The sequence below is a fragment of the Bacillus sp. B1-WWTP-T-0.5-Post-4 genome (assembly GCF_009183795.1).
In the GTDB taxonomy this organism is placed as follows: Bacteria; Bacillota; Bacilli; order Bacillales; family Bacillaceae_G; genus Bacillus_A; species Bacillus_A cereus.
The window spans coordinates 34,064-49,227 of the sequence record NZ_WEIJ01000014.1 but is presented as its reverse complement, the minus strand read 5'-3'; the positions used below and the strand labels follow the sequence as shown (position 1 = coordinate 49,227).

Below are 15,164 nucleotides of genomic sequence, written 5' to 3'. Positions count from 1 at the left end.
TCTTACTGCCCGACAAATAGCGGGATAAATAACTTTTCTGCATAAGGATTAAAAAACATTCCAAGTTCATCTAGAGATTTCCTCACCTGTAAAAACGAATGAAACTCTGGATATATATCTTGTAATTGCTCATATGATAATGTATGCATTTTCCCCCAATGCGGACGCCCTTCATACTTCAGAAAAATTTTTTCCACTTCGCCAAAGTAAGCAGCATATTTCATACCTTTATACATATGAACAGCGATATACGCTGAATCTCTTCCATAGGCTGGACTAAGCCATATATCATCCCCTTTTACATAGCGGCATTCGATCGGGAAGTGCACCTTATACTTTTTCTTTTCAATAAGATTTGAGATTTCTTCTACAACCGTCCTCATATACTTTGAAGGAATGCTATACTCCATTTCATAAAATGGTACCGTACGTGATGTAGCAAATACTTCATAGCTCGGGCCAATTATTTTTGTGTTTGGTACAGCTTTAGCTGATAATCGACTCACTCCTTTACTTATAGAAGGAAACCATTTACACCCTTTAGATAGTAAAGAGAACATCCTATTTTCAAGTAACTCCACCTTTAGTTTATGCCATTTCAAATCACTGCCTTGATTCGTTGTTTCGTTCGTAAGTTTTACTTGTACTTCATCAGAATAAGGAAAAACGAAAAATTCAAAATGACGATGCTTCTTATATTCTTCTAGTTTGTTCATTACAGTGGATAATGACTGTTTTTCACTTTCATAAACGAGTGAATACGCTGGAATAACCTTCAATTTTATCTTTACAATGATACCTAACATTCCAAGTGACAACTGAAACGCTCTCCAATATTCTACGTTCTCAGCTTCCGAACAAACTATACTCTCACCATTAGATAGAACTGCCGTAATCTCTATAACTTGTGTTGATAAGCTCCCAAAGGTAATACCCGTTCCATGAGTCCCCGTACTAATCGCTCCTGCAATAGATTGCGAATCAATATCCCCTAAATTTTCTTGCGCATAACCTTTTTCCTCAAGTAACTTCCCTAAATCATATAACTTTGTTCCTGCCCATACTTCAGCAACCATCTTCTCTGCATCAATATTCACAATACCCTTCAATTCATCTAAAGAAACTAAAACTTCTTCCGTTTGCACAAGGGGTGTAAACGAATGTCCTGAACCGACAACACGAATTTTCTTCCCCTTTTTTCGCGCAAGTCCCACAACTTCTACTACATCTTGTATACTTTCTGGATACATCGTATAATGCGGCGTTCCTTCTACATTCCCTGTCCAATTTCTCCACTTTTGTCCCTCTATAGAAAGCATTGGCCATCCCCCCGATATGTTGAATACTCCCCAACAATCTCTCCTTTTTTAACACGATACAAAAAGGGAAAACGCTCACATAACTCACCAGCTTTACTATGGCGAAACAAAATGGACTCTCCTATATCCACTCGTTCCTCACCTTTATAAAAAATTGGCGTTTGTACCTCGCCAGCACCTTCTAAAGCTAATAGTTTTGCACCCTTCGGTCTCCAAACTTCAGGCTCTTTATCTTTTCCAACTGCTCCTGAAGCAATATATCCACCACCTAGGCAAGTGTAAATAAACGGGGCTGGTTTACGCACAACTGGTAAGGCAAATCCGACCGCTGGATAAAATTTCACCTCTTTATAATAATCAAACAGCTTCGGAGAATAAAAAGCAGAACCTATTGTAATCTCTGAAACTGAATTATCTTTCTCGGTTGTTTTTATACTTCCTGTTCCGCCTCCATTTACAAACCTTAGCTCAATACCAAGGTTTTGTATTGCTTTTACAATATGTTCTCTTCTTTCTTTCACTTCTAGCACTGATTTCTGCTTTAAATATGAAATTATTTTACTTTTCAACCATTGATTCGGTATATGATCTCCCACCCCAGCAATTTGAGCTTCATAACCCATTACACCATCTAACATTAAATATGATGACCTTCTCACCTTTTCTACTACTTTCAACGCATCCTGCACATTTTTTACTGGGGACCTTTGTACACCAAAATGAAATTGAAAGAAACGACTACTCATATCAATATCCAAACAAACACGAAAACATCCTTTAGATTTCTCAGCAATGCTTTCTAAATACACAATATGCTCTTCACAATCCACCATACAAGTTATAATGAAACCTTTCTTTGTTAACAAACTAATTTCATACAGAGCTCTTTCATCGTAAGCAGGATATCCAAGCAATAAATCATTAAATCCTTGTTCTATTAAAAATAAAATCTCTCTAGGTGAAAAGCACATAATACCTTGAAATCGATCATTTGCAGCTAGTATCTTTTGCATAATCGGAACAGAGCGTAACGATTTACTCGCTATACGAATCTTTTTATTTCCACTTAACTCTATAATCGATTGAATATTTCTATCTAAAGCCATTTCATCCAAAAATGCACACGGTAATGGAACTTCTTTAAAAATTCCTCTATCCACATTTTTCTCTCCTCTTCTCAATATGTCTTATACATATTGGAAAGAAAGTGTGATTTTCCTGTTTGCAAATAAAAAAAGTTTCTTCTTTACGAAGAAACTTTTTGAAACTACTTCATAGAAATAGTCGCCTCTACTGGATAATGATCAGAGTAATCATTATACGTATATTTTTGGAACCATGATGTAACAGTCCATTGTGGAGATTTCGGCTGTAACACCTTATTCTCTATATATGATGGGTTCGCATGGTCTTTACTTGCAATAATATAATCTAAATACTCAGCAGGACTATCAGGGAAATTATATTTTGCAATACTGTTTGTCGTTGCGTCCCAAGTCGCTGTATGTCCAGTATAAGATGGTACAGAAGCGTTCAATGTTTTAAACATAGATGCATACTCTGAATCATTCTTGTTCTCTGCATTAATTTTATTTACGTTCATATCACCACCAATTAACACATACTCATTATTTGGTATATTTTTATTTTTAATAAAGTCTTGAATTTCTTTTAATTGGTCTGTACGTACAGATGCTGGTGAAGTTTTTCCGCACATACTATCTTCAGCCTGCAAATGCGTCCCAATCACGTGAATGAAACGATCATTTTTCTTAATTTTCGTGTATACAAATCCTTTATTCGATAAATTATCTGGCCCGCATCCTTTTGCAAATACATATTGAATCTTTTCAGCGATTGGCCATTTGCTCACAATCGCAACGCCACCATCTTCAGGAGTTGAAGATGAATAGTTTCCTAACGTTTTATCCCACTCACTTCCACTACTACGACCTAATACTGCTGTTTGATTTGGATATTCTTTCTTCAAATTCCCTAATAAACGATCTGAAGCGCTATTATCAAACACTTCATTTAATATAACTACATCTTGATTCTTTATATAATCTGCCGCCCCGATTAAATCAGCACGCTCAGTTTGTCCCCAGTTCGGATATAAGTTTGTTGATAGCATATATACATTATGCGTCATCACTTTTAATGTATCATTTTGATTTGTAGACACTTCTGCTTGAGCTGACGTTCCGCTATATAAAGCTCCTAAACCAACACCTAAGCTAAGTACACCTTTTAGCAATTTACATTTCACGTTTCATACCCCCATGTATTGTATAGTGATAAAAAGGCCAAATACTCTATTCTGAGATTTGACCTTTTTTAAATACTTAACGATTTCCGTACGTATCAAACCAAAGCTGAATATATCCAGCAGTAACACGTTGTGCATCCATTAAACGCTTACCTGTCATTGGTGTAACTTCAGCGCGCCATTTATCTGCATATTCTTGTGATACAGCAGCTCTCACGAACCAATCTTTCGTATTATCATTTACAATGCCAGCGTAATCTTGTTTCGCAACTACTGCTGCTCCATGAATCCAATCTTCTGGATTCGTACCTTTCCAGTTCCAATATCCATTTCCATCCGTTACTTTATAATTATCTTTTATCGTATCTACAAAGTTTTCATATTTAGAATGGAATCCTTGTGGATACGATAGATTCGTAAAGTTTGCCGCATGCATCGGTTGGTTTACATCCCCTAAATAATGAAGAGATAATCCTAAATAGAAGAACGCTTGTTTCATATCTTTATTTTTATAAGACTCACCAGCTAATTTAAAATATTTAGCTCCTGTTTCCTTTGCTTGCTTTGCATACGGAATATAAGTTTTCCCATTGTCAGGGTCATAGAAATGTGAAGCAAATGTGCTATTATCATAATAAGGATTTTCATAGTCAGCAGCATAAATACCGTTCTCTAACTCCGTACGCCATTCATTTAATAGTGCAACTCGATCTTGTTTTACAAGTGTTGTATTACGAGACATAATATCAATTGCACGGTTTACAATCCATAAATGAGAATTCACGCCTTCTTTATGTTTATCTTCAGCAGACCAGCGCGGAATAACTCCAAATCTCTGTGCCCCATCATTTTCATGAGCAAATGCAACACTTTGTAATGGAGCAACTAATGTAATAGCTGCTGCTAAAGCAAGTACTTTCTTTTTCATATAAAATCCTCCATTTTATAATTGAATTATTGTAAACATTTTGTTAGGATCCTATGATGTCGTCCGGTTAACCTATGACTAGAATATCCCACCTTTCACGAAATTTCTATCACTAAATTAAAATATGCAAATGTTCATATCATTATAACTTTATACACAGTGAATATAATGAATGAATACACTTTCATTTTAATAAACTATTATTAAGGCTTGTCTAAACTAATGTAAAAAAAAAGTAAAGCATCTGAATGCTTTACTCTTTTTTTCTATTCGATAATATACTTGGCAATTGTACATTAACTGCTAACTTATGAATAAATCCAAACACTAGTCCAATCCCAATAAATATGTATAAGATTGTAAATATCTTTCCAAAATCAGTTTGCGGACTAAAATTCCCATCACCGACAGTCGTCAACGTGACCACACTAAAATATAAAGCGTCAATAGGACGTAATCCTTCAACTGTACTATAAAAAATCGTACCCGATATTAAAGTCAGAATTGTTAATACAAATAATACTTGAAATTCTTTATCTTTCCACGCTCGTAAACAGGCTCTTAACATTCGCTTTAAAGTTAACAAAAATGAAAGCATTAGATTCTCCCTTCCAAACAAAAATACATTGAGTCAAAGGAAAGTCTATCACCTTTCAGTATAGAAAAAAAGTAGCCCTCTTCTATTTCTAGAAAAGGGCTACTTTATTCGATTCTATCTTATTTAGGTGAAACAAGAATTTTCACTTGTGTTTTATCTTTTACAAGTGCTTCAAATCCTTCTTCAACAACTTGATCCACTGTAATTTTTTTCGTAATTAATTTCTCTGCTTGAATTTGACCAGAGCTAATTAATTTAATAACGGCTGGGAAGATGTGACGGTATCCTAAAATACCAATAACTTCTTTTTCTTTTAATACTAAATTATTTGGAGTAATTGTTGCGTCTTTTTCCCATACACTAACAATTACAGTTTGTCCTTCAAAGCTTGTACTTTCAATCGCTTGACGTAGTACAACTTCAACACCTGTTACTTCAAAGCTAACATTTACCCCTAAACCATTTGTTAAGTTACGAATTTCAGCTAACACATCTTGAGTTGCTGGATTTAATACATAATCCGCACCTGCTAATTTCGCTAACTCTTGACGTTCTTTAGAAAGTTCAACTGCAATAACAGGAGTTGCTCCTGCTGCTTTAGCTGCTTGGATAACAAGAAGTCCAATTGGACCGCAACCAAATACTGCTACAGCTTCCCCTTCTTTTAATTTACTTTGACGTACTGCATGAACTGCTACTGCTGCTGGTTCTACAAGCGCACCTTGTTCATACGTCATTTCATCTGGAATGTGATGAACCATATCTTCTGGTACTACTGTATATTCAGAGAAACCGCCGCCTTCTCCGCCAAGACCGTGGAAAACAAGTTGTTCACAAACATTGTAATGTCCATGTTTACAAGCTTCACATTTACCACAAGAATAAATTGGTTCTACAACAACGCGGTCTCCCACTTTATGAGATGTAACTCCTTCACCAATCTCTATTACCTCACCACTAAACTCATGACCTAAAATAACAGGTGCTTTCACATGTGTTAATGGATGTTCTTCTGTTGGAATAAAAATAGGCCCTGCTAAATATTCATGCAAGTCTGTCCCACAAATACCACACCATTTAACTTTGATTTTCACTGTTCCTGGTTTTACTGTTGGTTCTGGTACTTCTTCTACTCGTACATCACGTTGATTATGCCAAAGTAGTGCTTTCATTTTATACATCCCTCTCTATGTATATACTTAACCTGGTGAAGTTTACAATTCTATTATAATACTTCTATCCATATATTTCAAAAAAACAATCACATTCCTACTAATTTTTTACAAATAACGTTCAATATTTTGTCACTTTGTACTTTTTTCCACATCTGTTAATTCAATTTCATTGCAGGTGAAATTAGCATTATGCCATAATAGCATAGGAGAGGTGAATATCGCTTGAAATATTTTATTTACTTTATCGTTATCGTGGCATTTTTAGATACATTTTCACAATTACCTATTATGAGTACTTTCGCTCAAAGCCTTGGAGGAACCCCTCTTATTATCGGGCTAGTTGTCGGTATGTACTCATTCGCTAATATGATCGGTAATATTATTGCTGGAGCCGCTGTCGATAAATTTGGTGCAAAAAAAATCCTTTATATAAGCATGGGAATTACGAGTTTCATAGTCTTGTTATACACCGTTGTTCAAAGTGGTGAACAACTATTAGTTGTTCGCTTTATGCATGGATTTAGTGATGGCTTTTTAATTCCTGCTGCCTTTACATTTTTATCAAAACAAACAAATGCAAAAAGACAAGGAAAAGCAATGGCTCTATCTGGTGCTGCTGTTGGAACAGCGGCAATCGTAGGACCTGCTTTCAGCGGTATTATGAAAGCAACAGCTGGCGTAGAATGGGTCTTCATTACTATTTCTATTTTAATGGCTCTTGGTACGATCGTATCTCTATTCTTCTTACCAAATAACGTATCAAGAAAAGATACATCAAGAACACAAATGATGAACAAAGAAGATATGGTTGAACTTTTAAAATCAGAACCGTTATTACAAGCATATATTGGTGCTTTCACATTAATGTTTTCACAAGGAATTGTCACTTACATGTTACCAGTAAAAGTTGAGGCATTAGCGCTTAAAGCATCCACAACAGGCATGATGTTAAGTGTATTTGGTATAACTGCTATCCTCTTCTTCTTACTTCCAACAAATCGTATTTATGATCGATTTAATCGTTCGAAACTAATGCTAATCGGAATTGCAGTTATGGCATTCGCATTATCTTTACTCGGATTATTTGCTACAAAAGGTATGCTCTTTATCGTAATGATGATTTATGGAATTGGATTCGCAATCCTCTTTCCATCTATTAACGCTTTACTCGTTGAAAATACTACAGACGATAATCGCGGAAAGGCATTCGGATTATTTTATGCCTTCTTCTCATTAGGAGTTGTTGCTGGCTCCTTTACAGTCGGCGCAATCGGAGCATCACCTAGCGTCAGCTTCATTATCGGGACAGCATTTTTATTAACATTTGCTGGGATGATTTATGTAAGAAGCAAAGTAAAAAAGACAATGATGGGATAATCCATCGTTGTCTTTTTTTAAATGCATATTGATATAACTCGTAATATAATGGAAGCGTTGGAATAATGCCAATTAATTTAAATATAAAAGGTAACCGCTCATCTCCTTCTTCATATAAACGAAAAACAAAAACTGTAGTTAAAGTCCAAATGACGCTAAACAAGAAGATACATTTCCAAACAATTGAGGTTAATATTTGTATATCAAATACAAAACCAAAGAGCCCTATCGAATAGAACTCTTTTTGCCCAATATATTACTTTTGTGTATAACCAAATAACAATGTAAATAAATTGAGCCGTAGAGGCAATAATACATCTCTTCTTTTAAACAGAAAGTTTATAAATACTGACGATACTTCGACAATTTCCTCGGAAATATTTCCTTTCCCCACATAATTTGATACAGTACACATGAATAAACACTTGTATTACATAAAGTGAAACTTTAATCAGTGGGGGTTTTGTTCCTCCCCACTGATTATTAGTTGAACCAATCGGGATTTTACGGGCAGTTGATCTCCCAACTAACTTCTTTACTTCCACTGAATTTTGAGGTGGGGATCTTACTGACCGTTAATGCGGGATAAACTAAAATAATAACTTACTGTACAAATCAAAAAGCACACTCTTCATATGAAGAATGTGCTTTTATGTTATTAACGTTTAATCCAAACAGCGCCTGCCGATTTATCTTCTGCCTGTCCAACAACTTGGAATTTAAGTCCAAGGTTTGGAACTTTTCTTCCTGCGTCTGCAATTTGCTTGTTACTATATACTTTTGAATCATCAAAAGTTGTAACACCTTGTAATCCAGAATAGTTAAACTGACCACGTGTTAATGAATTTACACTCCATGCTGGTGTTTTATCAAATGAAAATGCAGCATCTGCAATTTGCATGCCCGTATTACCGTATGCTGGTTTTCCGTTTAAATTACCAACTAGCGCTTCTGGATGAGAATCTACAACACCCAGGAATCCTTCACCTGGATGCATCCCAACCCAGTTATCTTTGAAACTATCATCTGCATACCAAACGACAAGGCCTGTATTATACACTGGACCTTTTCCTGCTTTTAAACCATTATCTGATCCCGCATAGTTTCTCCACTCTAAGTAGTAATAATGAGCTTTCTTCTCTGTCCCATCAGAAACAACAAAACCATTTAAATTCATTTTAGACTGTCCTTCTACATCATCAGAAAATACAACTTGTCCATCAACAGTTACATTTACATTATCCATCGCAAAACCTTTATATGTTACAGCCGGATCTGTAATATAGTCGAATTGTAGTTTCACTTTTTTGCCTTTAAATTGACTTAAATCATATGATTTATCAATCCATTTCCCATCTGTTGTATCTTTATCTCCTTGGACTACTTTTTCCCCAAGTCTATCAATTAATGTTTTCGTTCCATCTTCTGTTACTGCATGTACTTCGACGAAATCGCACTCTGCTTCTAACTCATAATTTGCTTTATAATCGAATTTTGCATTTGTTCCTTTCGTTAAATCAAAGAATGGTGTCTCTAACGTTGTATGCATATCATCGCCTCTTGTACTATAATATGCATGCTTTCCAAACTCCGGTTTAATCGTTTCAACACTTTTACCTGGTAAGTTAACACGTACAACTCCTGGACGATTTGATTTCGTAACACTTTGATCAATATAGGTAGGAACTCCCACACCACTCTTAATTTTATCGTAATCTACTTCTAATATTTTTGCCCAGTTGCCACCCATATTCTTTTGTAAGAAATCTTTATTTTGTGGTGAAAAACTAGTCGGCTCTGTTCCTGCGATTTTCCCTGTCCAACTACCTCCACTCATTAATGACCAAGCTTCGACTGGTGAACCATTTCCAGTATATTTCGTGTCATATTCATCTGGTAATCCAAGATCATGTCCAAATTCATGTGCAAACACACCTACAGCTCCATCTTCTGGTTCAATTGTGTAATCATGTGCTGCTACTTTACCACCAAAGTAATCTACCTTTGATTTCGTACCTTCAATCGCTACTGGATCTACTGCTAATTTTGAACGATGTGACCAGATCGCATCATCACCTAATTTACCGCCACCAGCTTCTTGACCAACACCAGCATGGATTACCATTAAATGATCAATTACACCATCAGGTTCATTTTGATTCCCGTCCCCGTTTATATCATATCTATCAAATTGATCAAACTGGGATAAATCTAGTCCTTTCTCAGCAGCTGCATGCAAAGCTTCTTTCACTAAATCACGTGCACCCTTTGGACCTTTATTATCGTGACCACTGCTACCATCAGCTCCATAATCAGATGCTTTTCCTGGAACAGTTAGCCACTCCGTTACATATCCATCTGTCGTATAACTACCACCAGACTGCTCTTCATAGTATTGTTTAAACGTTTTTACTTTTGAACCATCAAATAAAGTATACGGCTCATTACCGAACAACATCTTTTGATAATGTTCTCTACTAAAGTCTTTCGAATACATATAACCTGGTGTTTGATCAATATTATTATGTTTATAATCACTAAATTCAACGAGTAACACTAATACTTTATCCGATCGAACAGATCCCTTATATGGAGCTTGCTTTGCTTTTGAAGTTGGAACTTGCCCATTCAATTGCTTTTTATTTGGTTCTGGCTTTTGCTCAAGGCTAACATTTTTTTCAGCCTTTTTTACATTTTCCTTTTCTTCCATCTTTTTCTCTTTTACTTTTTTTGTGAAATCAGACGTTTCTTGTGAGTGAGCATCTGGAAGAATTTCTTTATTCGCCTGATCTCCTTGTTTCTTTTCAATATATTGCTCGACAGCTTTTTTCGTCTCTTCTTTAGAAGATGCTGGATTAATTGTTCCTCTTTCTTTCAGTGCTTCCGCTAAACGATCTTCTTGAATTAAATTGTAATCAATTGGTGTTGTAGATACATTATCTTTCTCTTTTGCTGGCGTTTCTGCGTATGTTAATGGAGCACTCATTACAGATGTGCATCCGATAATTGCCGCAATTGCTAATGACGATAACACTTTAAATGGCGCTTTTCTTCTCATTCCATTTCTCTCCTTTTATAAAACTTAAAATTCAGATAAATAAGTACATTTTTGTCGAAATCCCCGTTTACTACCCTCCCTATATAAAAAGGCATAATTCTATAAACGTTAAGCTTTCTGTTATAGAATCATGCCCTCCAGTTTTCTGGTCAGACTCTCTATCTTTTTATCCCTTGGTTCAATTAATAATCAGTGTGGGGATGAACAAAGTCCCCACTGATTAAAATTTCACTTTATATCGAAATATGAAAAATAAAGAGTTATGTGATATATATTAAATATCTTATATAACAAATTTAAAAGACAATATGCAAAATTGCATGAAAATTCTTTTAAATAAAAAAGAATCCTAGTCAATTAAACTAGGATTCTTGCTTTTCTATTATTTCTCTTGTGTTTTTTCCCAATCAGCTAAGAATTTCTCAATTCCTTGATCTGTTAATGGGTGCTTCACTAATGAAGCAATTACGTTTGCTGGGATTGTTGCAATATGTGCACCGTTTAATGCTGCGTCAGTTACGTGAACACTGTGACGTACAGATGCTGCAATGATTTCTGTTTCGATGCCATGAATCGCAAAGATTTCTGCGATTTGACGAATTAAGTCCATACCGTTATGACCGATATCGTCTAAGCGACCTAAGAATGGTGAAACGTATGTTGCACCAGCACGAGCTGCAAGTAACGCTTGAACTGCTGAGAATACTAATGTAACGTTTGTACGAATTCCTAAGTCAGAGAATGCTTTTACTGCTTTTAAACCTTCTGTTGTCATTGGAACTTTTACAACAACGTTTGGAGCAATTTTCGCTAATTCTTTTCCTTCTTCGATCATTTTATCAGCTTCTAAGCTAATTACTTCTGCACTTACAGGACCTTCTACAACGTTGCAAATTTCACGAATGCGCTCGTGAAAATCTACGCCTTCTTTTGCTACAAGTGATGGATTTGTCGTTACTCCAGCTAATACGCCTAATGCATTTGCCTCTTTAATTTCGTTAATGTTTGCTGTATCAATAAAGAATTTCATTTGTTATTCTTCCTTCCTAATTTTCATTTTATATTTATTTTTTTTTCTTAATAAGCTCTAATTCAATCGGAATAGATTTGTCCACTTTTTTACCTTGTGTTATCTCTTTTGCTGTTTGCATCGCCTTCTCTCCGATTAATTCTGGTTTTTGAGCGACTGTTGCAGCCATACGCCCATCGTTAACCGCTTTCACAGCATCTTCTGTTGCATCAAATCCAACAACTACTACATCTGTTTTTCCAGCAGACTTCAACGCTTCAAGTGCACCTAATGCCATCTCGTCGTTATGAGCAAACACGGCTTTAATATCGCTATTTGCTTGCAAAATGTTTTCCATAACAGATAATCCTTTCGCCCTATCAAAATCAGCCGCTTGTTTTGCAACTACTTTTAAAGACTTATCGGCTACGTTATGGAATCCTTTCCCACGTTCACGAGCGGCAGAGGATCCAGGGATTCCTTCTAACTCAGCAACGTTTGCTCCTTCGCCGACTAATTCACGAATGTAATCACTAGCCATTTGACCACCTTCAATATTATTAGAGGCAATGTGAGAAACAACCTTACCTGAATTTGCAACGCGGTCTACTGTAATAACAGGAACGTTCGCTGCATTTGCAGCACTTACCGCTGAAGCAACAGCATCTGAATCGGTCGGGTTAATAACAACTACATCGACACCTTTTTGAATTAAATCTTCAACATCGTTCGTTTGCTTTGCTGCATCATTTTGTGCATCAACAGCAATCAATTCAATGCCGCTTTCTTTCGCCTTCTTTTCTGCACCCTTTTTCAAAGTTACAAAGAAGGGATTATTTAAAGTTGAAACAGAGAATCCAACTTTAATAGTTTTATTTCGACCTTTATCGCTAGAATCCTTTGCCCATTCTGGTGGTTCCATTGAACAACCAGCAGTAACGACCATAATACATGCAACGAGTATAAGTAACCATTTCTTCATGAACTGTCCCTCCATTACGCTTCTTTTCTGCGATCAATTAATACAGCTAGTAAGATTACAAGTCCTTTTACAACTTGTTGGAAGAAAGAAGATACACCTAATAAATTTAAACCGTTATTTAGTACACCAATAATAAGTACACCGATGAATGTACCAACAATCCATCCTCTTCCCCCAGAAAGACTTGTTCCACCTAATACAACTGCTGCAATTGCATCTAATTCGTAAGAAGTACCTGCAGTCGGCTGTGCAGAATCTAATCGTGATGTTAAGACAATACCTGCAAGCGCTGCCAAAATTCCGGAAAGACCGTAAATCATTACTTTAATTCTCGTAACATTAATACCTGATAGTGCTGCTGCTTCTTCATTTCCACCAATTGCAAATGTACGGCGACCAAATGTCGTTTTCTTCAAAATGAAGTACAGTACTGCGAAAGCGATCATCATTGTAACAGCGGGTACCGGAATACCAAGAAAATAACCACGGCCAAACATTTGGAACATTAAATGATCACCAAGACCAGTGATCGGACGTCCGTCCATATAAACAAGCGTCAACCCACGAAAAATAGTCATTGTTGCTAAAGTTGCAATAAATGGAGCTACTTTTCCTTTCGCAATGATGATACCGTTTACAATTCCCATTACAAGACCTGCTAATAGTCCAACTGCCATTGCAAGGAACGGATCCATGCCACTTGCCATCATTCCAGCTACAAGTGCACTTGATAATGCTAAAATAGAACCTACCGATAAGTCAATACCCCCTGTTAAAATTACGAAGGTCATTCCGAATGCAATAAGCGCATTAATCGATACTTGACGCAGTATATTAAATAAATTTGGAATTTCAATAAACGCTGGATTTAAAGCTGTAATTACGACGATAATTAATACTAAACCGATTAAAGAACCAAGTTGTTGTAATACATTCCCCTTCTTAGCCATCCTTACTCTCCCCCTGTAGCTAGTGCCATAATAGACTCTTGTGATGCCTCATCTTTCCCTAAAACTCCGCCGACTTTTCCTTCATGAATAACAAGAACTCGATCACTCATCCCTAAAACTTCCGGAAGCTCAGATGATACCATAATAACGGCATCGCCTTGCTCTGTAAGCTTATTCATAATAGAGTAAATTTCTTTTTTCGCTCCAACATCAACACCCCTTGTTGGCTCATCTAAAATGAGTAATTGCGGATGAATGCCTAACCATTTTGCGATTACAATCTTTTGCTGATTTCCACCAGAAAGAGATTTCACTGCCTGCTCTCCGCTAGATGCTTTCACATTAAGAAGCTTCATCATATCCTCTGTAAACTGTTGTTCTAGCTCGTTGCTTAGAACACTTCCCTTTGAAAGACTTTCTAAATTCGGTAAAGCTAAATTTTCTCGAATTGAAAAATCTAACACTAATCCTTCAGACTTTCTATCTTCTGTAATGAAAGCAATTCTTTGTCTAATTGCATCTATTGGACTATCAATCTTTACTTCTTGTCCATTTATAAAAATTTGTCCAGAGTCTAAAGGTTCATAACCAAATATCGCTTTCATAATATCAGTGCGACCAGCCCCCATCAAACCAGCTACACCAAGGATTTCACCTTTCCTCACTTGAAACGAAACATTTTCAAATTTCCCTTTCTTCGTTCCGTTACGCATTTCAAAAATGACATCACCAATTTGACTATTTCGCTCTGGGTAACGTTCACCAATGCTGCGCCCCACCATCATACTCACTACTTCATCAAATGATGTTTCTGGAATTAATCTCTTTCCCACGTATTCTCCATCACGCAAAATCGTAATAGCATCACATATTGAGAAAATCTCTTCCATACGATGCGAAATGTACACGAATGAAACACCTTCTTTACGTAACTTATTGATTACTGTAAAGAGCGTTTCGATTTCACGATCCGTCAGTGCCGCAGTAGGTTCATCCATAATAATAACGCTCGCGTTTGTCATTAATGCTTTCGCAATTTCAATAATTTGCTGTTGTCCAACCGATAATTCCTCTGCTAACATAGCGCCTCTTACATGCAACCCTAACTCCGCTAGTTGCTGCTGCGCAATCGCGTTCATTTGTCGAGTGCGTAAAATACCTGTTTTCCCATACATTAACTCTTTACCGAGAAACATATTTTCAGCTACTGTTAAATTCGGCAATATGTTTAGTTCTTGATGTATAAATGCGATGCCGTACTCTTCAGCTTCTTTCGCATTTTTAAAGGTGCGCTCTTGCCCATCAATTGTGATTGTCCCACCATCTTTTTTGTATACACCTGTTAAAATCTTCATGAGCGTTGATTTACCCGCTCCATTTTCCCCCATCAATGCATGGACTTCTCCTGTTTCAATCATAAACTGTGCATTCTTCAGAACAGGATTTCCATTGAACGCCTTTGAAATGTTTTTCATTTCAATATGCATTCCCATCACTTC

The 15,164-nt window shown here is 36.3% G+C and carries 12 protein-coding genes and 1 pseudogene; 1 reads left to right on the top strand and 12 read right to left on the bottom strand.

All coding sequences use genetic code 11. From position 1 onward, the window contains the following. Positions 1-2: 2 nt before the first annotated feature. The 6 genes from GBN91_RS25960 to bdhA form a co-directional block, all read right to left on the bottom strand. The gene (locus GBN91_RS25960; protein WP_006920836.1) at positions 3-1,319 is read right to left on the bottom strand and encodes a D-arabinono-1,4-lactone oxidase; all 1,317 of its coding nucleotides are present in this window, start codon (positions 1,317-1,319) and stop codon (positions 3-5) included. Then, positions 1,307-2,479 (bottom strand): amino acid deaminase/aldolase, encoded by a 1,173-nt coding sequence (locus tag GBN91_RS25955; protein WP_006920837.1) that lies wholly within the window; start codon positions 2,477-2,479, stop codon positions 1,307-1,309. Before GBN91_RS25955 ends, GBN91_RS25960 begins: the two co-directional genes overlap by 13 nt. Positions 2,480-2,586: 107 nt before the next feature. After that, positions 2,587-3,588, bottom strand: a complete 1,002-nt coding sequence (gene sph / locus GBN91_RS25950) for a sphingomyelinase C (protein ID WP_086388463.1) — start codon at positions 3,586-3,588, stop codon at positions 2,587-2,589. Between the two features lie 76 nt (positions 3,589-3,664). Beyond that, complete coding sequence (gene cerA / locus GBN91_RS25945; RefSeq protein WP_000730995.1) at positions 3,665-4,516, bottom strand: phospholipase CerA; 852 nt, start codon at positions 4,514-4,516, stop codon at positions 3,665-3,667. Between the two features lie 253 nt (positions 4,517-4,769). Then, a complete protein-coding gene (locus tag GBN91_RS25940) occupies positions 4,770-5,114 on the bottom strand; it encodes a potassium channel family protein (protein WP_000948210.1) in 345 nt (114 codons plus the stop codon). Between the two features lie 119 nt (positions 5,115-5,233). Next, positions 5,234-6,286, bottom strand: a complete 1,053-nt coding sequence (bdhA, locus tag GBN91_RS25935; protein ID WP_000645827.1) for a (R,R)-butanediol dehydrogenase — start codon at positions 6,284-6,286, stop codon at positions 5,234-5,236. Positions 6,287-6,511: 225 nt separating this feature from the next. On the opposite strand from bdhA, the gene GBN91_RS25930 reads away from it, so the two are divergent. Beyond that, entirely contained in the window at positions 6,512-7,666 is a 1,155-nt protein-coding gene (locus tag GBN91_RS25930; protein WP_000873272.1) for an MFS transporter, read from the top strand. 19 nt (positions 7,667-7,685) lie between these two features. Here GBN91_RS25930 and GBN91_RS29360 read toward each other — a convergent pair. The 6 genes and pseudogenes from GBN91_RS29360 to rbsA all read right to left on the bottom strand — a co-directional run. Then, positions 7,686-7,895 (bottom strand): annotated as a pseudogene (locus GBN91_RS29360) (hypothetical protein); the annotation flags it as partial. A gap of 429 nt (positions 7,896-8,324) precedes the next feature. Then, positions 8,325-10,724: a M6 family metalloprotease immune inhibitor InhA2 gene (gene inhA2, locus GBN91_RS25920; RefSeq protein ID WP_152122653.1), complete on the bottom strand. Its 2,400-nt coding sequence runs from the start codon at positions 10,722-10,724 to the stop codon at positions 8,325-8,327. A 382-nt stretch (positions 10,725-11,106) separates the two neighbouring features. After that, complete coding sequence (gene fsa, locus GBN91_RS25915; RefSeq protein WP_000667661.1) at positions 11,107-11,754, bottom strand: fructose-6-phosphate aldolase; 648 nt, start codon at positions 11,752-11,754, stop codon at positions 11,107-11,109. Between the two features lie 34 nt (positions 11,755-11,788). Beyond that, positions 11,789-12,715 (bottom strand): ribose ABC transporter substrate-binding protein RbsB, encoded by a 927-nt coding sequence (gene rbsB, locus GBN91_RS25910; RefSeq protein WP_000758998.1) that lies wholly within the window; start codon positions 12,713-12,715, stop codon positions 11,789-11,791. 14 nt (positions 12,716-12,729) lie between these two features. Beyond that, the gene (locus GBN91_RS25905; protein ID WP_001074641.1) at positions 12,730-13,665 is read right to left on the bottom strand and encodes an ABC transporter permease subunit; all 936 of its coding nucleotides are present in this window, start codon (positions 13,663-13,665) and stop codon (positions 12,730-12,732) included. Between the two features lie 2 nt (positions 13,666-13,667). Beyond that, the gene (gene rbsA, locus GBN91_RS25900) at positions 13,668-15,152 is read right to left on the bottom strand and encodes a ribose ABC transporter ATP-binding protein RbsA (RefSeq protein WP_006918021.1); all 1,485 of its coding nucleotides are present in this window, start codon (positions 15,150-15,152) and stop codon (positions 13,668-13,670) included. Positions 15,153-15,164: the final 12 nt, after the last annotated feature.

Coding starts and splice junctions, on each gene's coding strand:
- bdhA (WP_000645827.1), bottom strand. CDS start 6,286: ATGAAAGCACTACTTTGGCATAATCAACGTGATGTACGAGTAGAAGAA.
- GBN91_RS25905 (WP_001074641.1), bottom strand. CDS start 13,665: ATGGCTAAGAAGGGGAATGTATTACAACAACTTGGTTCTTTAATCGGT.
- rbsB (WP_000758998.1), bottom strand. CDS start 12,715: ATGAAGAAATGGTTACTTATACTCGTTGCATGTATTATGGTCGTTACT.
- GBN91_RS25940 (WP_000948210.1), bottom strand. CDS start 5,114: ATGCTTTCATTTTTGTTAACTTTAAAGCGAATGTTAAGAGCCTGTTTA.
- rbsA (WP_006918021.1), bottom strand. CDS start 15,152: ATGCATATTGAAATGAAAAACATTTCAAAGGCGTTCAATGGAAATCCT.
- GBN91_RS25960 (WP_006920836.1), bottom strand. CDS start 1,319: ATGCTTTCTATAGAGGGACAAAAGTGGAGAAATTGGACAGGGAATGTA.
- fsa (WP_000667661.1), bottom strand. CDS start 11,754: ATGAAATTCTTTATTGATACAGCAAACATTAACGAAATTAAAGAGGCA.
- inhA2 (WP_152122653.1), bottom strand. CDS start 10,724: ATGAGAAGAAAAGCGCCATTTAAAGTGTTATCGTCATTAGCAATTGCG.
- cerA (WP_000730995.1), bottom strand. CDS start 4,516: ATGAAAAAGAAAGTACTTGCTTTAGCAGCAGCTATTACATTAGTTGCT.